The sequence below is a fragment of the Providencia sp. PROV114 genome (assembly GCF_032704305.1).
In the GTDB taxonomy this organism is placed as follows: Bacteria; Pseudomonadota; Gammaproteobacteria; order Enterobacterales; family Enterobacteriaceae; genus Providencia; species Providencia rettgeri.
Genome location: NZ_CP120528.1, coordinates 887,173 through 910,436, shown reverse-complemented (window position 1 = coordinate 910,436; position 23,264 = coordinate 887,173). Strand labels below are relative to the sequence as shown.

Annotated in this window: 20 protein-coding genes; 10 read left to right on the top strand and 10 right to left on the bottom strand. The window is 38.0% G+C overall.

Going from position 1 to position 23,264, the window contains the following annotated elements; genetic code table 11:
• The first annotated feature begins 680 nt into the window (after nt 1–680).
• From P3L37_RS03915 to P3L37_RS03900, 4 genes are all read left to right on the top strand, one after another.
• Nucleotides 681–1,754, top strand: coding sequence for a zinc-binding dehydrogenase (locus P3L37_RS03915; RefSeq protein WP_004914213.1), 1,074 nt, complete (start codon nt 681–683; stop codon nt 1,752–1,754).
• A 152-nt stretch (nt 1,755–1,906) separates the two neighbouring features.
• Nucleotides 1,907–2,767 carry an ABC transporter substrate-binding protein gene (locus P3L37_RS03910; RefSeq protein ID WP_370661211.1) on the top strand — a complete coding sequence of 287 codons (861 nt, stop codon included), beginning with the start codon at nt 1,907–1,909 and terminating at the stop codon, nt 2,765–2,767.
• Nucleotides 2,768–2,923: 156 nt separating this feature from the next.
• Entirely contained in the window at nt 2,924–4,408 is a 1,485-nt protein-coding gene (locus tag P3L37_RS03905) for a sugar ABC transporter ATP-binding protein (protein WP_109911950.1), read from the top strand.
• A gap of 10 nt (nt 4,409–4,418) precedes the next feature.
• Nucleotides 4,419–5,390, top strand: a complete 972-nt coding sequence (locus P3L37_RS03900; protein ID WP_004914217.1) for an ABC transporter permease — start codon at nt 4,419–4,421, stop codon at nt 5,388–5,390.
• Between the two features lie 160 nt (nt 5,391–5,550).
• Here P3L37_RS03900 and P3L37_RS03895 read toward each other — a convergent pair whose 3' ends face one another.
• From P3L37_RS03895 to P3L37_RS03885, 3 genes are all read right to left on the bottom strand, one after another.
• Nucleotides 5,551–6,558, bottom strand: coding sequence for a LacI family DNA-binding transcriptional regulator (locus tag P3L37_RS03895; protein ID WP_109911949.1), 1,008 nt, complete (start codon nt 6,556–6,558; stop codon nt 5,551–5,553).
• Nucleotides 6,559–6,784: 226 nt separating this feature from the next.
• Nucleotides 6,785–7,579 carry a sulfite exporter TauE/SafE family protein gene (locus P3L37_RS03890; RefSeq protein ID WP_109911948.1) on the bottom strand — a complete coding sequence of 265 codons (795 nt, stop codon included), beginning with the start codon at nt 7,577–7,579 and terminating at the stop codon, nt 6,785–6,787.
• 42 nt (nt 7,580–7,621) lie between these two features.
• Entirely contained in the window at nt 7,622–7,969 is a 348-nt protein-coding gene (locus P3L37_RS03885; RefSeq protein ID WP_109911947.1) for a thioredoxin family protein, read from the bottom strand.
• Nucleotides 7,970–8,301: 332 nt separating this feature from the next.
• On the opposite strand from P3L37_RS03885, the gene P3L37_RS03880 reads away from it, so the two are divergent.
• Nucleotides 8,302–9,333 (top strand): phosphatidylinositol-specific phospholipase C, encoded by a 1,032-nt coding sequence (locus tag P3L37_RS03880; protein ID WP_004914233.1) that lies wholly within the window; start codon nt 8,302–8,304, stop codon nt 9,331–9,333.
• Between the two features lie 214 nt (nt 9,334–9,547).
• Here the strand turns inward: P3L37_RS03880 and P3L37_RS03875 are convergent, their stop codons facing one another.
• The 4 genes from P3L37_RS03875 to P3L37_RS03860 form a co-directional block, all read right to left on the bottom strand.
• Nucleotides 9,548–9,850: a hemagglutinin repeat-containing protein gene (locus P3L37_RS03875; RefSeq protein WP_226538026.1), complete on the bottom strand. Its 303-nt coding sequence runs from the start codon at nt 9,848–9,850 to the stop codon at nt 9,548–9,550.
• Between the two features lie 150 nt (nt 9,851–10,000).
• Nucleotides 10,001–10,666, bottom strand: coding sequence for a heme exporter protein CcmB (gene ccmB / locus P3L37_RS03870; protein ID WP_004914238.1), 666 nt, complete (start codon nt 10,664–10,666; stop codon nt 10,001–10,003).
• Complete coding sequence (gene ccmA, locus P3L37_RS03865) at nt 10,651–11,283, bottom strand: cytochrome c biogenesis heme-transporting ATPase CcmA (protein ID WP_004914240.1); 633 nt, start codon at nt 11,281–11,283, stop codon at nt 10,651–10,653. The genes ccmB and ccmA overlap by 16 nt, the downstream gene beginning before the upstream one ends.
• A 32-nt stretch (nt 11,284–11,315) precedes the next feature.
• A complete protein-coding gene (locus P3L37_RS03860) occupies nt 11,316–12,494 on the bottom strand; it encodes an ion channel (RefSeq protein WP_004914242.1) in 1,179 nt (392 codons plus the stop codon).
• 452 nt (nt 12,495–12,946) lie between these two features.
• Between P3L37_RS03860 and cptA the strand changes: the two genes are divergently transcribed.
• The gene (cptA, locus tag P3L37_RS03855) at nt 12,947–14,656 is read left to right on the top strand and encodes a phosphoethanolamine transferase CptA (RefSeq protein WP_109911944.1); all 1,710 of its coding nucleotides are present in this window, start codon (nt 12,947–12,949) and stop codon (nt 14,654–14,656) included.
• Nucleotides 14,657–14,705: 49 nt separating this feature from the next.
• On the opposite strand, the gene P3L37_RS03850 is transcribed toward cptA, so the two are convergent.
• Nucleotides 14,706–15,392, bottom strand: a complete 687-nt coding sequence (locus P3L37_RS03850; RefSeq protein ID WP_004914249.1) for a DUF421 domain-containing protein — start codon at nt 15,390–15,392, stop codon at nt 14,706–14,708.
• A gap of 304 nt (nt 15,393–15,696) precedes the next feature.
• Here P3L37_RS03850 and P3L37_RS03845 point away from each other — a divergent pair, with 304 nt between their 5' ends.
• The 4 genes from P3L37_RS03845 (at nt 15,697) to P3L37_RS03830 (ending at nt 19,369) form a co-directional block, all read left to right on the top strand.
• On the top strand, nt 15,697–16,020 hold the full coding sequence (locus P3L37_RS03845; protein ID WP_004914251.1) for a hypothetical protein: 324 nt from the start codon (nt 15,697–15,699) through the stop codon (nt 16,018–16,020).
• 145 nt (nt 16,021–16,165) lie between these two features.
• Nucleotides 16,166–16,603 (top strand): GNAT family N-acetyltransferase, encoded by a 438-nt coding sequence (locus tag P3L37_RS03840; protein WP_004914258.1) that lies wholly within the window; start codon nt 16,166–16,168, stop codon nt 16,601–16,603.
• A 74-nt stretch (nt 16,604–16,677) separates the two neighbouring features.
• Nucleotides 16,678–16,944 carry a DksA/TraR family C4-type zinc finger protein gene (locus P3L37_RS03835; RefSeq protein WP_109911943.1) on the top strand — a complete coding sequence of 89 codons (267 nt, stop codon included), beginning with the start codon at nt 16,678–16,680 and terminating at the stop codon, nt 16,942–16,944.
• A 418-nt stretch (nt 16,945–17,362) separates the two neighbouring features.
• Entirely contained in the window at nt 17,363–19,369 is a 2,007-nt protein-coding gene (locus tag P3L37_RS03830) for a BCCT family transporter (protein WP_004914264.1), read from the top strand.
• 138 nt (nt 19,370–19,507) lie between these two features.
• Here P3L37_RS03830 and P3L37_RS03825 read toward each other — a convergent pair whose 3' ends face one another.
• Complete coding sequence (locus tag P3L37_RS03825) at nt 19,508–20,113, bottom strand: hypothetical protein (protein ID WP_109911942.1); 606 nt, start codon at nt 20,111–20,113, stop codon at nt 19,508–19,510.
• Nucleotides 20,110–23,190, bottom strand: coding sequence for a DUF637 domain-containing protein (locus tag P3L37_RS03820; RefSeq protein ID WP_272667447.1), 3,081 nt, complete (start codon nt 23,188–23,190; stop codon nt 20,110–20,112). The genes P3L37_RS03825 and P3L37_RS03820 overlap by 4 nt, the downstream gene beginning before the upstream one ends.
• Between the last annotated feature and the right edge of the window lie 74 nt (nt 23,191–23,264).

The window sequence follows — 23,264 nt, the reverse complement described above, 5'->3', positions numbered from 1 at the left end:
TTAAACTTTGGCTCTATTTGGCTTTATACTTTGCAAGATTGGCAAAATACAATAACAAAGTATAAAGCTGTTTTTTTATGCCTTCTTCAATGTTCATTAGGTACATCTGCAAAGAAAATATAATTAACAGCACGTAAAAATACCCCATTACTCTATTCAATTTTTTAAATTAAATTTTATAAATTAAAAATAACGTTCTATTAACCATTTTGTGTCTCTTTATTTAATGTAAAATTAATTTGTTTTCATATAAAAATGTGAGCTGAAATGTTTTTGCATAAATTATCCACTTCTGAAAATAGTTAAAATAATTATACTCGGCTTCATATTCATTTCTTGAAAAACTAAAAAAAGGAATGGAATAAGATTTTTATTATAATTTTCATTGTGTTACAAAATCATTTTTGACAGTCTCATTTTCCAATGAAAGTACTCAATTAGGAGACTAAAATTAGGGGTTAAATCACAAATTTTAGTTTTTTACATTCATACTTTCAAAAATGACGACGTCGTCATATTAAAAAGAATTTATTTTATCTATAACATTAAACAACCATTTTTCTTACATACATATCATTATTGATAGTTAAGCGTTAAAAAACTAAAGCAAATGCGTTATAAAAAAACGCTTAATGTTGACGTCAACATTAGGGTTAACAACTAGAAAGAGGTTTTAGAACATGAGTAACCTACCTGAAAAAATGAAAGCTGTTGTTTGTCATGGACCGCATGATTATCGCTTTGAAAACATTAAAAGACCGACGCCAGGATTTAGAGAAGTTGTCATCAAAGTTGATGGATGTGGGATCTGCGCTGGCGACTGTAAAGCCAATGATGGCGCTCAAATGTTCTGGGGTGATGACCCATGGATTAAAGCACCTGTAGTTCCTGGCCATGAATTTTATGGGCGCGTTGCTGAACTCGGTGAAGGTTCCGCTGAAAAATTCAAATTAAAGGTAGGCGACCGCATCTTAGCTGAGCAAATTGTCCCGTGTTGGGAATGCCGTTTCTGTAAATCAGGCAAATATTGGATGTGTGAAACCCATGATATTTACGGTTTCCAAAAAGAAGTTGCCGATGGTGGTATGGCTGAATATATGCGTTTTTCAGAGCGTGCCATTATCCACAAAATCCCTGATGAACTATCTGATAAAGATGCCGCATTAATTGAACCGATGGCTTGTGCTATCCACACCGTACGCCGTGGTGATATCGATTTAAATGACGTCGTCGTCATTGCTGGTGCAGGCCCACTTGGGCTATGCATGATCCAAGTCGCCAAATTAAAAACACCGAAAAAATTGGTTGTTATTGATGCGATTGATGAACGTCTTGAATTAGCGAAAAAATTTGGTGCAGATGTTGTTATCAATCCACTGAAAGAAGATGCCATCAAATTAGTCAAAGATATGACGGAAGGCTATGGTTGCGATGTTTATATTGAAGCAACTGGCGCCCCAATTGGCGTTACTCAAGGGCTAGAAATGATCCGTAAGCTTGGTCGTTTCGTTGAGTTTAGCGTGTTTGGTAAAGAAACAACCGTTGACTGGTCAATCATTGGTGACCGCAAAGAACTTGATATCCGCGGAGCTCACTTAGGCCCATATAGTTATGAAGTCGCTATTGACCTATTTAGCCGTGGCTTAGTTAGTGCTGATGATATCGTTACCCACTTCTATTCCATCGATGATTGGGAAGAAGCTTTTGTCATGGCGAAATCGGCAGACTCAATTAAAGTCGTCATCAAGCCATAAACATGTTTTTAACTGGTAGTAATAATTGATAATTCAAATAAACACTAAATAAGTAAAAACCCTACATATAATTAAACGCTCTTTTAGGAGAACATCTTATGCTGAGTAAATTTAAAAAGTTGGCTGTAGCTGCAAGTGTACTGACTTTAGGTATGGCTTTTAACGCTACCGCTAAGCCAGTTTCAGTGGGTATGTCATTTCAAGAATTAAACAATGAATATTTTGTCACCATGAAGGAAGCCTTAGAGAGCGCAACAGGTGATATGGGTGCCCAACTATACATCTCTGATGCGGCTCATGATGTATCAAAGCAAACCAGTGATATCGAAGATATGTTACAGAAAAAAATCGATATTCTGTTAATTAACCCGGCCGATAGCGTTGGTGCAGAAACAGCTGTACTGGCTGCGAAAAAAGCGGGCGTTGTGGTTATCGCTATTGATGCACAAGCAAATGGCCCAATTGACTCTTTCGTCGGTTCTAAAAACTATGATGCTGGCTTAATGGCGGGTAAACGTTTAGGTGAAGCATTAGGCGGCAAAGGTGAAGTGGCTATTTTAGATGGTATTCCTGTCGTACCAATTCTTGAGCGTGTTCGCGGCTTTGAAGCAGCGATGAAAGAATACCCAAATATTAAAATCGTAACTAAATTGAACGGTAAACAAGAACGTGATACTGCGATGAACGTTACCGAAAATATGCTGCAAGCGAATCCAACTCTCAATGGGATCTTCAGTGTTAACGATGTCGGTTCTTTAGGTGCACTAGCAGCGATTGAATCTTCTGGCCGTGATGTCAAATTAGTGAGTGTTGACGGTTCTCCTGAAGCTGTTGCTGAAATTGCCAAAGGCAACTCTCCATTTATTGCAACTTCAGCGCAATTCCCTCGTGATCAAGTGCGTATTGGTTTAGCAATGGGCTTAGCAAAATACTGGGGTGCCAATGTTCCTAAAGAAGTCCCAATTGATGTTAAATTGATCGACAAAACCAATGCAAAAGATTTCCACTGGTAATCGCTAGTTATCAATAACCGATGTATTGCACCTGTATTTCTGATGTTCGGTGCAATACATTTTCATAAATATTAATTATTAAATGCATATTGGAATAAAAATTCCAAATGGCTTTGTTACCCATTTTTAAGCAGTTGAGAAATATAGGGAAGCAATATGATGCAATTATTAGCATTAAAAGATGTCAGCAAAACTTTCCCTGGGGTTAAGGCGTTAGATAATATTAATCTTTCCCTCGAAAAAGGAGAGGTTCACGCATTATTAGGTGAAAACGGCGCAGGTAAATCAACGCTAATGAAAGTGTTATGTGGAATACATAAACCTGACAGCGGACAAATCCTGATTGAGGGCAAAGAGCACACCTTTCATAACTACAGAGATGCAATCAAAGCTGGCGTAGGTATTATTTTCCAAGAATTTTCTCTTATTCCTTATTTAAATGCTTTTGAAAATATATTTTTAAATCGAGAGTTAAAAAATAAGTTTGGTTTATTAGATAGAAAATTAATGCGAAAAAAATCACAGGAAATCTTAGCTGAGCTGGGTGTCAACATTAATATTGATGAACCTATTAGCCATTTAAGTATAGCGGAACAGCAGTTTGTTGAAATCGCAAAGGCATTATCTTTAGACGCTAAAATTTTAGTATTAGATGAACCAACTGCAACATTAACCCCCAATGAAGCAAATCATTTATTCGATGTAATGCGTGATTTAAAAGCTAAAGGGGTTGGAATGTTTTTTATTTCACATCATTTAGAAGAAATTTATGAAATCTGTGACACCATCAGTGTACTGCGTGATGGACAATATATTGGGTCACGTAAGGTTGATGAAACAGATTTAGACGTTATCATCGAAATGATGGTTGGCCGTGAAGTTGAAAATATTTATCCTCATAAACGCCAATTCAACGAGCAAGAAGTCATCTTAGATGCTGAAATTCAGCGCTTCTCATATAGCCCAACTAACCACCTTCAATTAAAAAAAGGTGAAATTCTGGGGCTTGCGGGGTTGGTCGGTTCCGGTCGTACAGAGACTATTCTTGCCATGATTGGTGCTGACAAAGCATACAAGAAAAAAGTTATTTTAGAAGGTAAAGAAGTTAAAGTTAAATCGGCTGCAGCTGCGCTGCAATTAGGTATCGGTTTATTACCCGAAAGCCGAAAAACCCAAGGTCTTGTATTACCCTTCTCCGTTAAAGAAAATATATGGTTAAACAATCACGCTCAAAAATTATTTTTAATTCAAAATAAAAAAGAACTCACTTTATCTATTGATCTAATTTCCCAAGTAAAAGTTAAAACACCAGAGCCCCACACTGCGGTTTCTACTTTAAGTGGTGGAAATCAACAAAAGGTTGTTATTGCTCGCTGGCTAAATAAACAAGCCAAAATTCTTATTTTCGACGAACCCACTCGAGGAATTGATGTCGGGGCAAAATCAGAAATTTATCAGTTAATGCGCTCTCTAACTGAAAAAGGAATTTCCATTATTATGATTTCATCGGAGCTACCAGAAGTTATTGGTGTCAGTGATAGAGTTTTGGTTTTTCGAGATGGCGAAATTGCCGCTGAGTTAACTGGAGATGAAATAAACTCTACTCAGATCATGGTACATGCGGCCGGCAATATTATATAGGATAACGACTATGTCTAATCAAAGTGCAATTCCATTAACTAAAAATAAGTTTAGTTTTTCTAAGTTAACTAAAATACCTGCATTTTTACCACTTGTTGGTTTAGTTCTTTTATTTGTCTGCATGTCCATTTTTAATGAACATTTTTTAACTGTAAATAACCTTTCTACTATTGCTCGTCAGGTTTCTATTAATGCCATTATCGCTATCGGTATGACATTTGCTATCTTAACTGGTGGAATTGACTTATCCGTTGGTGCTGTTATGGCACTTTCTGGAACCTTGATGGCTGGCTTAATGAAATATTATGGAATGGATCCTTATGCAGCCATTGCTCTGGGGTTATTATCCGGTGTTGCTTTTGGCTTTATTAATGGGATTTTAGCGGCTTATGGTAAAATGCCGCCCATCATTGTCACCTTGGGTGCCATGATCATTGCTAAAGGCCTCGCCTTAATTTATACCGGTGGCTACCCAGTTTCAGGATTACCTCAAGAGTTTGCTTTTTGGGGACGAGAAGAATTAATGGGGATCCAAGTTCCTATTTTATTAATGCTTGGCCTTTATCTTATTTTCTATGTTGTACTAAATCATGTCTCTTTTGGCCGCTATATTTACGCGATAGGCGGTAATGAAGAAGCCGCTCGTCTCAGTGGTATCCGCGTTGAACGTTATAAAATGTTAGTTTACGTCATTAGCGGTTTTACTGCGGCTTTCGCTGGGTTAATATTTACCTCTCGAGTCATGAGCGGGCAACCCAATGCAGGCGTAGGCTTTGAGTTAGATGCAATTGCTGCAGTCGTACTCGGCGGTGCTTCAATCGCAGGGGGCCGTGGTATGATCATTGGCACACTCATTGGCGCAATGATCTTAGGTGTACTCAATAATGGTTTAAATTTATTAGGTATTTCACCTTATGTTCAATATATTGTAAAAGGCCTAATTATTTGGGGGGCGACCTTAATTAGTTCAATGAAACGCTAAATGAATAGTTTCTCATAACCATTAAAATAGGCAGGTATCGTTACCTGCCTATTTATATTTTTCATACATTAAATTACATGTATGTTAACTGTGCTCATATGCAACTCAAATTCTTTAGAGTACATATAAAAATCATAACGTACTTTATTTCTGATTCTTATTAATAAACAACAAGTTTCCCATCAACAAATATTTGTTTTGTTTTATGATCTTTATGTGAATCTCGTTCTATCTCAGAAAACAATAACTCAGTTGTTAATTCACCAAGATATACCGAATCATGGTGTACACCAGAAATAGATAAATGGTAAGTATCTGCATAGGGAGGTAAATCAACAGAAAAATAGCGGCAAGAAAGGCCTAATTCTAAAATGATTTTATACATTCCAGCTGTAATAATTCCATTCAACCCAACTATATACATATTAGGTGTGTACAGCTCTTGGACTTTTTTCCTTAAATAATCTTCATCATTCTTATTAAACATATAGCTACTGTATAAGACATTGATGCTTTTTCTATTTGGAAAATTTTCATATATCCCCGCTAAACGGGATAAACTAATTTCGGAGCCTTCTGGCCCTGAAACAATAAGTGTATTCTCACTATTTTGTTGGTTAAGAAATTTTCCTGTTAAAGCACCTATTTCAAAGTTTTTCAAGAATAAACCCGAATACTTATTTTGATAACCATAAATTGAACGGTCAACAAAAACCAAAGGCACATTGTGTTGGTCAATTAATGATAAGTAACTTGGTTGATAGTCTTTATCGTCACGAACTGGCGATAGTAGAATACCGCTCGCCTTGTAACTGACTAACGTTTCAATTGCTGTTTTTTCTGCTTTTTCATCGCTATCTGAATCAAAAATCATGACTTGATAGCCTTTTTCTTTCGCTAAGCGTGAAACTGTTTGAATAAGCACCACATAAAATGGGTTAAATGTACTGTCAGTGACCACACCTATTATACGGCTATTTTTATTTTTCAGATTACGCGCAAAAAGGTTTGGGACATAATTGAGTTCTTGCGCAATAGCTAATATTTTATCTCGAGTTTCTTTCTTTACCATCTCAGGATGATTAAATGCTCTAGAAACTGTAATATCAGTTACATTAGCACGTTTTGCTATATCAATTATCGTTGTTGAGCTATCTTGTTTTGTCATAATTATACTAGTCAACCTTTAATGATTACCCGGAAGAATATATTAGCAATCCATTTTACTATTATCTGGGTAGAAAAAATGCGATTATTCATTATACCTCTTTGAGCTTGAAGATAAATCAATTTCACTTTCATTAAGGAGAATAAATGACTGATAATTCAAAATAGTGACACATGCCGCATGAATTATAAAAAACCACTTAATTGCTTGATATTTAAAATCTATTTTAAATAACATTTAATTCAATCAGTACTGATAAAATCAACCATAGAGCAACAAAGATAACAACACTTGAAAATAATATTTGGATAGCCTTATTGGAAATATAATGCGTTATTAATCGACCAATTAATAAACCAATAACACAAGAAACAATGAAAACAAGACTAATTTCTTTAGGGTACTGGAACCCATTCCAGACATTAATGAAAATACTAATACTACCAATACAAAAAATGACCATTAATGATGTTGCAATAATACTCTTCATATTTAAATTAGTGAATTTTCGCAATGCAGGAACAATAATAAAACCACCTCCCACACCTAACAGCCCAGTAAGTAACCCAGTAACAACACCAATGCACCCCAAGATTAAAGCAGTTTTAGTATTCCAAATAAATTTTCCAGTGTCTTTATTAATTATACAATGAGCATCATTCTGCACATCTGCTCGATTGAAAAATATACGGCATCCGACATAAATCATAACGAAACTAAAAGCAAGCGTTAACCAAACTGGTGGGGTAATATGGGCAAGATAAACACCATATTTAGCGGAAGGAATGCTCAATAATGCTATCCAAATAGCCGCTTTATAGCGAATGTTATTTTTTATAAGACCCTGAACAACACCAATAAATGCAGCAATTGTAACCGCTAAAAGACCAACGGGTGCCGCTAATGCCACACTCCAATTTTGGCTTGCCATTAACGCTGGAACAGCAAGAATACCACCACCGGCTCCCGTTAAACCAAGTAGGCAACCTATCAATAACCCTTCTAATATCAGTATTAGCATTGTGAATGACTTATCATTATTTTCAAATATATTCGCTAAGCATTAACGCTTCCCAAGTACTTTATTCAATACCATTAATGCACAATTAAATGACACTTCTCCAGCAATAATATCGATTAAACGAGTATCTTGGAAAATCGCAATTGTCGGCACTGATTTTATACCATATTTAGGAGCCAAAGTGGGTGACTGAGCAATATCCACAAGACCAAAAACAATATTATTTTGTTGAAAATGCTTAGAAAGTTTAATGAAAATAGGGTGCATGCTTTTACAAGGCAAACACCAAGATGCCGAAAAATAAACAACTACCGTTTGATGCTCTTCCTGACCTAGAGGGTAAAGTGTGCTTGAGAAATTATCACTATCTAACTGTAAGATATGAGGCATTATACGCTACCTTTTTATACATTTTTTCTTAAACTAACATACTGAAGTGATACTTCAGATAATATATCACCTCTTATCCATTAGTTGTTCAATATTATTGATAAATTAAATATTACCTAAAAATCAATTGGTTGAGTTAAATTTAATCATAAAAAAATACACGCGTGAAAAATAATAAGTAGTTAAAATAAAATCTGTATTCATTTAACAAAAAATAACCATACAATATATATACGCTACTTTTATTTTTTATTATGCATTAATTTTTTATTTGTGAATATTCTTGTCGTTATAGTAACGACGTCGTTTAATATAACTTAAAGGTGTTCATAATGAAAAATAGACTATATCTTTTACTCTTATTAATATTTAGCCCTTCAATTTTTGCTCATTTAGATTCTGCTTATTACAGAAGCGCTTCTGATGGATTTACGGCGAAGCCTAAATGGATGGATACTCTTAGAGATGATATAATGCTTTCCGAAATAGCATTACCTGGGACTCATGATAGTGCTGCATATAAAAATTTTGTAGATAGTGTGTCAACACAAGCATTAAATTTTGACCAACAATTAGAATATGGTATTAGAGTATTTGATATCAGGGTGAGGCATACGAGTAATGCATTTGCCCTACATCATGGTAGTATATTTCTTGATGTTATGTTTGGTGATTTTATGAATTCCATTAATATTTTTTTATCAAAAAACCCTTCTGAAACCATTATTTTTAGGTTAAAACAAGAAATAGCCCCTGACAATAATAACACTCGCCCCATGAATAAAACATTAGAGTATTACATTGAATTATATAAAGATAAATATTTTAATTTACAGTCTATGGATACAAAATTAGGTGATGTTAGGGGAAAATATATGATACTTAGCAATAATGCTGCTTTTCATAATTATGGTTTAGCTTACGAACTTACAAGTATACAAGATAATTTCCATTTAAAAACCAATTGGCATTTATATTCAAAATGGGAGGCAGTAAAAACACAATTAGACCGTGCAAGTAATGGAAATAATAATAGAATCTATATCAATTACTTGAGTGGCTCTGGCGGTTCGTTTCCTTATTTTGTTGCAAGCGGGCATTCATCTCCAGGTACCTCAGCACCCCGTCTTTCTACCGGCTTAACCACTCCAGGATGGAAAGATAGTTATCCGGATTTCCCTAGAACATCTTGTGCTGGTATTTGTACAATTTCCTTTGAAGGTACAAATATTCTAACTCGAGATAAATTAAAATATTATAATAGCCTAAATATGAAACGCTCTGTCGGGATAATTATGGCTGATTTTCCTGGTGAGTCTTTAATAAGCCATGTAATAGATAATAATAAGAACCTACGAAAATAATTATTTTAAAATAAAGCATATAAAAGAATAAATTTTTTCCTTTATTTTTAATAATATCCAAACAGATTTTATTTTAACTAGAAATTTATTACAAAATCACTTAACACCCAAATTTCTAATTTGCTATTTGGCTGGTGAGAGATAAGTTTATTAATGCAAGTCCCAGTATTTTCTAAGACTTGCATCCGTCCCGCAATATCCGTGATTTGTTTGCCTAACTGCTAATGACCGCACCATCGAGCTGGGCGTGAATGCCAGCGGTCACTTCTGTGTCGGTATAAAACTGGCTGTCACTCTTTTCAAATCCGCTGCCTTTATTCACACTCGCATTGACATTCCAACCGCCTGTACTGATACCCGCACCGATTGAGCCACCTTTACTTTCATTTTTGCCATCCACCGTTTGCGTATTCGTCGCACTGGTCAGGTTGATATCATTTTTGGCAGTTATCCGGGTATTTTGTCCACTGATCTCACCTGAAAGTTGATTAATAACGGTCGTTGTGTTTAAAGCCAGTTCGCCAAGGCTAGAAAATAAACAAGGAAAAACAATTTATTGATTTTCGGCTGATAACACAAAGCGGGAAAAAATACGCTTTATCCCGCTTTGTCAACAACCTCAAGGGCAGTTTTACTTTGCCCTTATATTCTGTGAAAGGAAAAATATCTAACTATTACTTATATTCAGTTTCAATGCAGCGGCGATAGCGAGAGGAGAAAAGGTAATGCTCGCTGCAAATAACGCGGCAAGAATGGCAAAATAGCCATCGAGAGGCATTTTAAAGCTATGTGCCTCCATCGTACCCGTTGCATAAATAAGCACTGGAATATAAAGCGGCAAAACGAGCAGACTAACTAAAACCCCGCCTTTTTTTAAGGAAACCGTTAATGCCGCACCAATCGCGCCAATAAAACTTAATACCGGCGTCCCTAGTAATAAAGTACCCGCCAACACCAATAGCGTGTCTGCACTAAAAGACAACATTAATGCCGCAACCGGAGATAACAAGATCAATGGCAACCCAGTTACTAGCCAGTGGGCGATCACCTTAGCAAATACGGTTATAAATAAAGGATGTGGCGCAAGTAACAATTGCTCAAGGGAGCCATCAAGATAGTCATCCTTAAATAAACGCTCTAGTGATAATAGTGAAGACAAAATAGCCGCGACCCAAAATACCCCAACGGCAATACGCGCTAATAATTGAGGCTCAGGACCGATACTAAGCGGAAATAATGTGATAACAATTAAGAAAAACCACAACGGGTTAACGAGCTCAGAAAAACCTCGGAAAGCAATTTTAAGCTCCCGTTTAATTAATAACCAAAACATGATTCAACCCCACCCGTCAGTTTTAGTGAACCAAATTGCCCTGACATCGCTTGGTGAGAGGTAAACAAAATAATCCCCCCCTGCTCTGCATGCTGATGAAAACGTTCTGTTAAACGAGCGACTCCCGCCACATCAATTGCGGTGAAAGGCTCATCAAGTATCCACAGAGGGGCTTCGCTTAGCCATAGCCTGGCTAAATTAACGCGCCGTTGTTGCCCTGCAGAAAGTTGGCTAACAGGAATATCTTCATAACCGATTAATGAAACTTCCTCTAAAGCAGACCAAATCCGCTCACCTTCATGCCCTTTATGGTGCATTTGATAATAAAACTTGAGGTTTTCATAAGGTGTCAGTAACGATTTAACCGCAGGTTTGTGGCCTAAATAAAGTAAATGGCGAGTGAATTCTTCTTTTAGCTTATCAATCGATTGATTATTCCAACAGACCGCACCTTCATCAGGTTTTAATAACCCAGCCATCATACGTAGCAGGGTTGTTTTTCCCGCTCCATTAGGCCCTTCAACTTGTAAGATTTCACTGGGCTGCACAATAAAATCAAGTTGATGGAATAACACCCTATTTTGCCGATGGCAACTCACTTGTTGAGCACTTAGCATGAAGCACAATTCCTGTTGTTTTTATTTTGAGGTTAGCTTTTTGCAACTTTGTTCAACAGCATATCACTAATAGAGTCACTCGATATTGCTTCACCGCAAAGCACTTGCATCAAAACCTCTGAACCTAAGGTCGATAATGAAAACAACATATCAGGTTTAAGTAAGCGAACTTTATCCATATTACTTTCTTGATTAATTAATACCACGGTTTTCACCGTGCCCTCAACACCCGCTTGTTCTTTCACGCCCAATAGGGCAAAAGTGCTGAGCGAATCGCTATCCGTCATCACCAGTACGCACTTAGCATGTTTTACGTTTGCTGCTGCTAGCAATTCCGAACTGGTGGGGTCGCCCGTTACAATGTTATCTTTTTCTGGATAATGGCTACGATGGTTTTCTTGGCAAATCACGGCTACAGGTAGCTCTCGTTTTTTCAGCCCTTGATAAACATTGACGGCCATCGGTGTGCTACCAATCACCACATAATGATTTTTCATATAAGAAAACCTCTTACGCACAATTTCTTTCGTGCCTTTTGCTAACACCCCAACAATATAAACCACTGAAGTGGTAAAAATTGTGATCCCTAAAATAATCACTGTCACCGTGAACACACGCGCATCCACGGTGACCGGTACAATGTCACCAAACCCGACCGTCGTCATGCATACTAAAGCAAAATAAAAGGCCGTAGTGCCATCTTTAACCACTGGCGAAAATTCATTACCAATGTATAAAGTGCCAAAAATGGAGTAAAGCAACAATGCGATAATACACGTGATCGCCACAAACCCTGCACTAGTTAAGCTATGATGATGATATAGCTTCCAAAACACACACAATGCAATTAATAAAAAGAGCGAGAAATAACCTTGGTGAATGTTTTCTTGCGCTAACCTCAAATCAACAAATGAAATAATTCCAAGTAAAAATAATGAGAACACCCAGGCGATACGGGCTCCATTAACCATAAATAGTGATAGGAAGATAAGCGAAATCCCCAATAGAAAACGAGGAATATCCAGCAGTTTCATAAAACCGAGTGATTTCAACCACTGTGTCAGCCCAGACTCACGCCAATCAATATAGTCGGTATAAGCACTTAACACAGGCTTTAGAATCATTGTGCCATCAATAATAATTAATAATGAGAGCAGCACCCTGATTGATAAGGATGATTTCAAAAAAGCCACAAATGAGTTGTCTAACATAAGTTGCTCTCACCCTTTATTGATAATGTTGGTCAAATTTTTATACACCATAAATAGGTTAAAAGATAATATCAACTGAATGAAATATTATTAAACAATAATTCAAGATTTTACTGTTTTAGTATCAACGTATAAAACATTGTCTATAATGCAATATCATAGAAACAGTTTCGAGCTGTAACTTGGCTCAGAAGTGCAGTTAACCCCCTGCATCTTGAAAGATGCCGATTCATACTCTAAATATTTCGAGAGGCAGGTAGGCGACAAATGACGATAGGCAAGGAGCATAGGTAAACTATGTGACTTGGCGAGCGGAGTGCAGTTAACACCCCTGCATCTTGAAAGATGACGAGTATGGGGAACTTAAATTACATCTTCATATCTAAAAATCGATTTCTCAATTATTTTTCAATTCGACTTAACAATAATAGAAAACAAGAGTTTAAAAACCTATGAGTAACACTACACACTCGGAAAAGTTTAGCTGGACCTCTCTGTTCTGGTTACTAATCTACTTTTGGTATTTTTCATCGTTATTACAGCTGTATGTGCTCGTAACAGGGCAAAGTAACTCCATTGGCCTTAGAGACTCACTACTTTATAGCTCCCTTTGGCTAATTCCTGCTTTATTGTTCCCAAAAAGAATCAAATTAGTTGCTGGGGTGATAGGTATTGTTCTTTGGCTATCCTCTGTTGTCGCACTCGCCTATTTTGTGGTTTATGGCCACCAAATATCGCAAAGTGTCATGTTCGTCATGTTTGAAACTAATACCAATGAAGCTGGTGAATTTCTTAAGCAATATTTTAGCTTCAAAGTCCTAGGCGTCATACTCGCCTATACTGTCGTGGCAATTTTCCTTTGGACGCGTCTAAAACCTGTCACATTACCCAAATCAGGGCGAATTGGTATTTCATTACTGATTTTAGTTATTTTATTCGGAATTCCTTATTATAACAAAGGGATAAAACAAGACCGACCAATGGCTAATGTTGCGTCTTATTTGAATAGTAAACTCGCCTATGCTGCACCATGGCAATTTGTTAGCGGTTACTTTTTATATAAAAACCAGTTGGCAAACATGGAAGAGCTAATCCGTGACAACAGTAAAATTCCGCCACTAGAAAACTTCGTCGATGCAAACGGTGATACTCCACGTACATTTGTATTAGTGATTGGTGAATCCACCAGCCGCGATAGAATGAGCCTGTATGGTTATTCACGCCCAACCACGCCTGAGTTAGAAGAACTTGCAAGGGATTATCCTAACAACTTATCAGTATTCAATGATGTTGTGACATCACGACCTTATACCATTGAAGCGCTACAGCAAATTCTGACGTTTGCGACACAAACTGAACCTGAATTGTTCAATTCACGCCCTTCTATCATGAATATGATGAAGCAAGCGGGCTTTAAAACGTTTTGGATCACCAACCAGCAGACAATGACTGAACGTAATACCTTATTAACCGCATTTTCTCGCCAAACAGATAAGCAATATTATTTGAATAATGATATGGCTCAAAGCTCACGTATCTATGATGACGTGGTTTTTTCTCCATTCAAAGAAGCACTTGCAGACCCTGCTGAAAAGAAATTTATCGTTGTTCATCTGTTAGGGACTCATATGCGCTATGAATTCCGCTATCCTGAAGATAAAGCTATTTTCAAAGACAAAGATAGCGTAGTTCCCGCTAATTTAAATGAGGATGAAGTAAAAGATTATAATGCGTATGATAACGCACAACATTATAATGACTATGTTGTTTCAACATTAATCAAAGACTTTGATTCTTCAAAAGAAAATGGTTTTTTGGTATTTTTCTCGGACCACGGTGAAGATGTTTATGATACCCCACCTCATGAAATGTTAGGGCGTAGTGAAGGTAAGCCGAGTAAGGTCATTTATAATGTGCCTTTCCTAGTTTGGCAATCACCCGAGTGGTTATCAACTCATCAATTTGATTTGAATGATAAAACAACTCGACCGTTCAGTAATATGGACTTTATCTATGCATGGTCTGATTTAGCAGGTTTAAATTATACTGGATTTGAACCTGAAAAAAGCCTGTTTAATGAGTCATTTAAACCTCAGCCTCGTTATATTGGTGACCCAGATAATAAATCTTCATTAATGCTCTATGATGATTTGAAAAAGTAATTAAGCCCCTGTCGGTGAAATATTTTTTGTATTTCACCGACCTATTCATTTAAGCAATGACTTTTAGATGCTGTGCATTTTTGCGGTTTATTTTACCATCTCGCAAAATAAACGTGACTTCACCGCGCCAAAATTCAGCCAAGAAAATATCATTTATTGATTCAATGCCTTGTAATTCAATTTGCTGCATTAACCAGCTTTCATCTCTTTCGATGGACTCCAAACCATAGCTTCTAATAACCCCTTCTTTTATCAGGATCACTGATGGCATATTTTTTTCATCGCAAATAATAGTTAACTGCCCATCGGGCTCTATTTGTGCATAATAAATTTCTTGAAAAGAGTGGATTCCTTGCGCATGAATTCGAGATGAAATATTGATAAGGTCTATCTTATTGGATTTCTCTAAAATGTTTTCCATTATAAATTGGCCTTTTTTAATAATGGGTATGGGATTACCAATCGCCACATTACGAAAAAAATTAAATCTTTTTGTTAAAAAGTTTAAAAAGCTAATAAACAAAACACCAATAATTAAAATAGTCACATACTGGTACAATGGGATAGTATCACTGTAAATCACCCCGCCAATAATGCCCCCTAAGACGAAATTACCAATGAAATCAATAGGAGTCATTTGAGAAAGCTGCGTTTTTCCCGATAGGTTCATATGAGTGATAACAATGGCAAAACCGATAATAAACTTTAAAATAATCAACGAATAATAGTACGCCATATTGCTATTCCTTTGTTATCTAAAACATACATTTGTTTTCATTATTTATTTAACTATTAAGTTTCGAACAGTTTAGCTTGATTATCTACTTTTTATAACGCTATAGCATGGAACAAACGATTATTTTCCCAAAAAATAGGTTTCAACCCAAATCCAAATTCGAAAATACCTTTATATTTCATCATATTATATATTTGTTTTATAATACTCTTAATTTCAACTATAGTTAAATATACACATTGGCAATCATGCCAATATCGGGCTTTAATAATGTTTTTACCTACATCGTGCTAAGGATATGTTTATGAATATAAAACTCATCACTTCACTTCTTTTCGCGGGTCTTGTTACTGTTATCGCTGGTTGTGATGACTCATCCAAACCAAGTGATACCGTTAAACAAGCAGAAGAAAAAGCCCAGCAATTAAAAGAAGATGGTGAACAAAAAGCCAATGAGCTAACTAAAGATGCGCAAAATAAAGCTGAAGAGTTGAAACAAAACGCGTCAGAGCTAAGCCAAGAAGTTAAAACAGATGCGATTAATAAAGCCGATGAAGTGGCAACCGATATGAAAGAAAAAACGGAATCGCTCAAAGCAGAAAATGACGCTGAAACTGATAAAAAATAATTTCCTCCTCAGTTCTCTTCAAGAATGTGGGCTTTAAATGCCTGCATTCTTATTTGGTGCCAAAAAAAACAACAAAACCCGCCTAACTAGTTCGCCATTCCACGATATAATTACACTTCTTATTCATTAGCAACTAGGAAAACTAATGCAAATTAAACACAGTATTGGGTACGCAAACCCAGAACTCCTTACCGATGCTTTCAGTCTGCGCCAACAAGTTTTTACTCAAGAGCAGGGGTTCCCCGCTGATATCGATGTCGATGAATATGATGAATCCGCATTACATGTAGTTTTGTATTTAAATGATCAGCCAGCAGCTGTATTACGCTGCGTACTACTTGAAGACACTCTCATCAAAGTTGGTCGTGTCGCAGTACAAAAGCCACACCGCGGCAAAGGGCTTGGACGTGAACTAATGAAATTTGTAGAACAATATGGTCGCTCCCACCATTACCCTAGAATTGCTCTTTCAGCACAACATACGGCCATTGATTTTTACCATACCCTTGGGTATCAAACTGAAGGCGAAATGTATGATGAGGACGGAATGGACCACATTTACATGACATTATCTTTAGAGTAATAATTGCCCTTGAATTAAATTCTCTCGTCCCTATATTGATAGAAGGTCAAGATTTAATCAAATAGAGGTGAATAATGGCAAATGGTTGGGCAAATGAAGATGCCGTTCAAGAACAAATTGATGCCACTCTTGATGATGCGGTAGCGAAAGCGCGACGGCAATTACACTCCGGTGAAAGCGCCGAGTTTTGTGAGGAGTGTGGTGAAGCCATTCCTGAAGCCCGCCGCTTAGCATTGCCCGGCGTTAAATTCTGTATTAACTGCCAAAATGAATTAGATAAAAAACAATCTGCATTTAGTGGTTATAATCGACGTGGCAGTAAGGATAGCCAATTACGTTAGTTACATTTTCATCCCAATTTATCTGTGCTTTTTACTTATCTAGCACTTACTTTCACTCATTTGCGTTAACTTATAGGTAAAACATGTAAATAGTGCATCATTAACTATTAATTTAATGATAATTAACATGATATTTTCATCCCTTATTTAATCTTATTTCCCACTTTTGTTGATCATTCATCTATATCATGGCAGTATAACCGCCTATTTTTTAACTTATGAAGGTGGCAAAGACTCGGATTTCATTACTACTTTAGGCAGTTAAGCCTGTCATCAACACCATATTATTGTTCTTTCTATCTTGTTTCCTTAGGGAACCTTTTCGCAATTATTCATTGTTTCATTAAGAAGGACAGCGCGTTGCATACTTTGTCAATTTCGGTATGCCAAAAATAAAATAAAACAAAAGAAGGTTGTTATGAGTCAAATTGCTACTGATTCTAAAAAAGTTCGTTCTAAAATTAGTCCCCCTGTGTTTTATAGCTCTGCCATTATTATTTTGGTTATCGTTGGCTTTGCCGCTTTGATGCCAGAAGTCGCAGAATCTCATCTAAGTCATCTTCAACAAAATTTATTTAATAACGCAAGCTGGTTCTACATTCTTGCTGTCGCTATTATTCTTTTGAGTGTGACTTATCTGGGACTCTCCCGTTACGGGCAAATAAAATTGGGACCAGACCATGCCCTGCCAAATTTTAGCTATGTGTCATGGTTTGCGATGTTGTTCTCCGCAGGTATGGGGATCGGCTTAATGTTCTTTGGGGTTGCAGAACCCGTAATGCACTACCTCAACCCGCCGGTCGGTGAAGCACAGACGGTTGAAGCCGCTAAAGAAGCTATGCGCTTAACATTCTTCCACTGGGGGTTACATGCTTGGGCGATTTACGCCATTGTCGCGTTAATTTTAGCGTTTTTTAGCTATCGTCATGGCCTCCCTCTGACATTACGTTCAGCCCTTTACCCCATTATTGGTGAGCGAATTTATGGCCCTATTGGTCATGCGGTTGATGTCTTTGCTGTGGTAGGTACGGTATTTGGTGTTGCCACTTCTCTCGGGTTCGGTGTGCTACAAGTAAACGCAGGTTTAAATCATTTGTTTGGTTGGCCTGTGAATGAAACTGTGCAGGTGATCTTAATTATCACCTTTACGGGTTTAGCGACACTTTCTGTGGTTTCGGGCCTTGATAAAGGTATCCGTATTTTATCTGAACTCAACCTTGGCCTTGCTTTCTTATTACTGGTACTTATTGTTGCTTTAGGGCCAACAGTACTTCTGCTGAAATCTTTCGTTGAAAATACGGGGGGTTATCTATCAGAGATCGTCACTAAAACCTTTAATTTATATGCGTATGAACCTAAGTCCAGTGGCTGGTTAGGGGGTTGGACCTTACTGTATTGGGGTTGGTGGTTATCATGGTCACCATTTGTCGGGATGTTTATTGCACGTATCTCCCGCGGCCGCACCATCCGTGAATTTGTCATGGGCGTATTATTCGTCCCTGCAGGGTTCACATTGATGTGGATGACGTTCTTTGGTAACACGGCGATAGATTTAATCAAAAATAAAGGCGCAACACTATTAGCAGATACGGTACAAGCTGATGTGTCTCTCGCTTTATTTGAGTTTCTTAATTACTTCCCATTTTCTTCTGTGCTCTCCTTTTTTGCTATGTTGATGGTAATTGTATTCTTTGTTACTTCAGCAGATTCAGGCGCTATGGTCGTTGATACCCTAGCCTCTGGTGGTGACTCAAATACCCCAATTTGGCAGCGTATTTTTTGGGCTGGGTTAATGGGTGTCGTTGCCATTACCATGCTGTTAGCCGGTGGTTTGCAAGCCTTGCAAACACTGACAATAGCCAGTGCGCTACCGTTTGCGATGGTGTTATTGGCCTCTATTTATGGGTTATTTAAAGCACTTCGAGTTGATGCGTATAAACGCGATAGCCAGCAATTAGCGACCATCGCCCCAACCGCCAGTCGTAACCCTATTCCATGGCAAAGGCGTTTACGTAACATCGTATATTTCCCTAAACGCGCGCATGTTAAACGCTTTATGGAAGAATCTGTGAAGCCATCAATGGAAATGGTATCGGAAGAACTGGCCAAACAAGGTACTGTATGCCATATCCATACTGACAAAGATGACCGAATAGGTTTTGAGGTCGATTTAGGCGACGATATGAACTTTTTATACGAAGTTCGCCTCCGTTACTATATTCAGCCCTCTTTTGCCTTAGCGGGTATGGGCACAGAAAGTGATGATGAAAAGAGTGAAGAACAACGCTACTACCGCGCTGAAATTCACTTAAAAGAAGGTGGGCAAGACTACGATGTGATGGGCTGGGCAAAAGAGCAGATCATTCACGATATTCTTGATCAGTACGAAAAACATATTCACTTTTTACACTTGTTGGGGAAGTAGCCCAAAAAGAGTGAGATTGAATATTAAAGACTGAAGTTTACACAGTAGTAACCGCCATCGTTACGTAAAGATGGCGGTTATTTATGATTATTTCCTAGCTTTGCCTTGTTTTATTTTTTCGCTTAATGGCCCATAACCTTAGTCATGGTACATACGCGGAAAATACTCACTAATTTTATCGTTATCCAGTAGCCTATCTTTTGTAAAATCAATGGTATCAGATATCGCAATTCCATGGCGCAATTCTTCAGGAAAGTCTTCAATTGAAGCATAAATAGTCGGCATCAAATAACGAAAATAATCCCCCATCTTAGTTTCACCTTCATAGCCGACAGGGTAATCATCTCCAGGGTTATTACCTTCTATAGCTTGATAAATAAAAAAACCTTTATTTAATGGTAAATTATAATCCGAACAAACTTTTAATCTATCAAATTTATCTTTTAAGTATTGCTCAACTTCAGACTTTGTGTTTAGGAAGCGAAAAAAATAATGAGAATACAAGTCTAAAATAACCGAGCCTTTTTTATCTTCGGGGTAATCTACAAATATGGCAGACTCTTCCCATTTATATTCATTCAATTGATCAAGCAATTCTTCAAAATTTTCCAAAGAGAGAAGTGCATTAGGTAACCATCCCCAATTATTGTTAACCACAACCGCGATTTTTCCATTTTTATCCATAGCAAACCAAGTATAGATGGTTCCAAAACTTGGTTTCCAGTCATTTACTAATGTACTCATTTATGTGCTCCTGTTGGCCATGTTGCTTGACAATTTTTGCATGTATCCACTAAAGCTGCCTCATTAATTTTCGAATCCTCCCAAACAATCCTTGGCCTAACTGGTTGAGTAAATTTAATATTTTCCGGTTTTACTCCTTCCCTTATTAATTTATCAGCAGCTGATACTTCAGCACAAGCACCAACAGAATTGTTACAAAGTTTAGTGTACTCACCTATTTCAACGCCAAGTTGCTTTTTAAGATAAAGAACTGTTCTATCATCTAAAGCTTCCGCGCTGACTTTACCATTACTAAACCCAAATGCTGTTTTCCCTGTAGAAGGATCATAAGCACCAATCCCAACTGCAAACTTCTCGGCTTGTGATTTAGAATTTAATTTATTAATTTCCGCAACCAATTTGTTAGTCGCAGAGGCATGTAATTGCTCTTTTTCTATGATGGGGATTAATTTAGAGGTATTAAGTTTGCCAGATGTTAATAACTCCTTTGAGGTAGTTGGTATTGCATTTTTTAATGATTTAAGTGCCTCCTCAGAGTTCGCTACAACCTTAAAGCCAGCCCCCCCGATTGCAGCTGTCGATATAGCAGCTTCAGGTGCGGCTATCTCTGCGACTGCCAAGCCTAGCTTATTAGCACAGAAACTGACGCTTGCTTTACAACCAGCAAAGCCTAATTTTAGCCCTTCTGCAATTTGTGGAGTTGCGGCAATAACTACTTCACCTCCGAGTATGATAACTACCCCTCCGACAGCAACTAAGCCCACCACTCCAGCAGCCTGTTCTCTTGCGGCTACTCTTTGTGCGGCGGCTTTATCTCCCTTAGCTGCCGCCATCATATCGAGATTGTTCTCTATAATTATTTGCTGGAGTTGATGCTCTGTATAATTATATGTATAAACCAATTCAGCAGAATTAGCGGCAGAAAAAGCGCCTTCCGGCTTATGGGTAATTAATGCCCCTGCAAGTCCACCTAAGACTTTAGTGAATTGAGTTTTGGCTTCATTACCTTTGATAGCATCTTGTACCAATGCAAGTTGTCTTTCTTGCTCATTGAGATATTTAGGCTCAAACAATTTACTGTTCAATGTTATTGCAGCTAACTCTGCCGCTAACGCACCAACAACTGCGCCTTTGACATTAGCCCCAGATATTTCGGCACTCAATCCTGCCAATGCCATATGGCTAAGTGTCTTTCCAGCATGACCGATGATTTTTCCCTGTTTATCTACATATAAATACTGGAATTTATCACCTATCAGGTTAGCCCCTTCGGCTTGAATTTGCCCTGCCACACTATTGAGTAGGGCTGTTTTAAAGTTGTCCGTGAAGCTCCCACCTTGAATCGCTGTTCCGATGGTTGAGCTGATAGCACTTTGCCCTACCACACGCTGCGCGACTTGAGTCCAATTCCCGTCACTGAGCTTTGGTAAGGTCACTTTGGCGGGATCAGTGACTTTGCCATATAACGCAATATCAAACCCTTCAAGTGAACCCGCAATAATCATACTGGTCACTATTGATTTTGCAGTATCACTTTTCCCTAGGCTAGATAAGGTTTTTGACAGGTTTCCTTTATTCTCAACTAATGCGACAGACGCTTGAGAAACAAGTGAGGCAAACCCCGCCTGTGCCGCAGCAGAAGCCATTGACGCTGTCGTCGCTGAAGCCCCCATGCTTGTGGCAGTCGAGCTCGCAAGTCCACCAACACTGGCGGCTGTAGAGGTTCCATAAGTAGCAGCCGCTACAGCAATGGCAATCACAGCACCTACGACTGGATTAAGGCTTTCAGTTTTTATATCCCACTGGCTATAAGCATCTTTTACAACAGCCCAATTGATGTTTTTGTTATTTTTAACGTCCCCGAGCCACTCATACCCCGGAGTGCGACTTAATATGGCTAGCGCCTGCTCGAATGACTGTCCTTCTTTGGTTTTGACATCCGCAGTGATCCCTTTATTCGCATCAACCGTCAACTTGCCACCAATATGAAGGCTGGGTAGAATCCATTTATCTGAGGTATACCCTTTATTGCGCTGTGTAATATAAAACCCGTTAGAATTTGTAATCACCTGTTCAAATTGCGAGTTTTTGACAGCCTTAAAATTCACCTTACCGGTTTGACTGGTGATTTTGGCATTCTTGCCCGTATTAATTTTGGTGGCTTCTAAGGTGACATCATCCTTGGCATATAGGTTAATATCACCACCTGCGGTAAATTCAGTGACTTTATTGGTTTTATCACTGCGTGTTTTTCTCACTTCCTTTTTCGTGATACAAAGCGTCCATCTATTGCATTTCTTTTTATACTCTTCGAAGTAACTGCTTTCCTCCATGGCTTGGGCATAGAGATACCCACCTTTTGCCGCAATATCCATCGCGCCTTTGGCAATGAGACGAGACGCTTGGAAAAGAATGCTCCCCTCAGACAAAATGGTCAGCGTTTTACCACTGTTAATTTCAGTGCCAATTTGGCGATATAACTCTTCATATGTTTTCCCTGACTGTTTTCGATAATTCGTTTTAACCGACTCTAACCGTACATTTCCCCCGCTTGAGAGTGTGATGTCATTTAGGGATTTGATTGTGCTACCTTGTGCGGTAAGTGCGCCATTGGAGGCCAGCGTGACGCCTTTATCACCGGAAAGTGTCGAAGTGACATAACGTACATCTTGGTTATCTTCGTTGGGGTTGGGAATGGCAGAGTAAGCGGTAGCCGTTAATTTAGTATCACGGCCAGAAAGTACAATAATTTTATCTGTGGATTGAAGGTTAGCCGACTGCAAGTCAATATCACGGGCCGCATTTAACGTAATATTACCATTCGCAATGAGTTGAGAGCGCAGCTCTGGGTAGCGATTGGTCTTGAATACATTGTCGACATCTTTAATCGCTTTTAAGCCTAACAAAATATCTTGGCCTGCATTGAACGTCAGTGATTTTCCACTGTTGAAGGCAATGCCATGCGCTTCAATACTTTTGCCTGCGGTGAGGTTTATTTCCCCTGAACTTGCCCAATTTCCTGTTTTCGTAAGTAACGCATTGATATTGGTGACAGGTTCTGAAGCCGCGAGTTTCATTAAGTTGAGTTCATCGCGACGAATAACAATTGGTGGATAAGCATCAATGATTCATCCTTAAGTCATTGATGCTT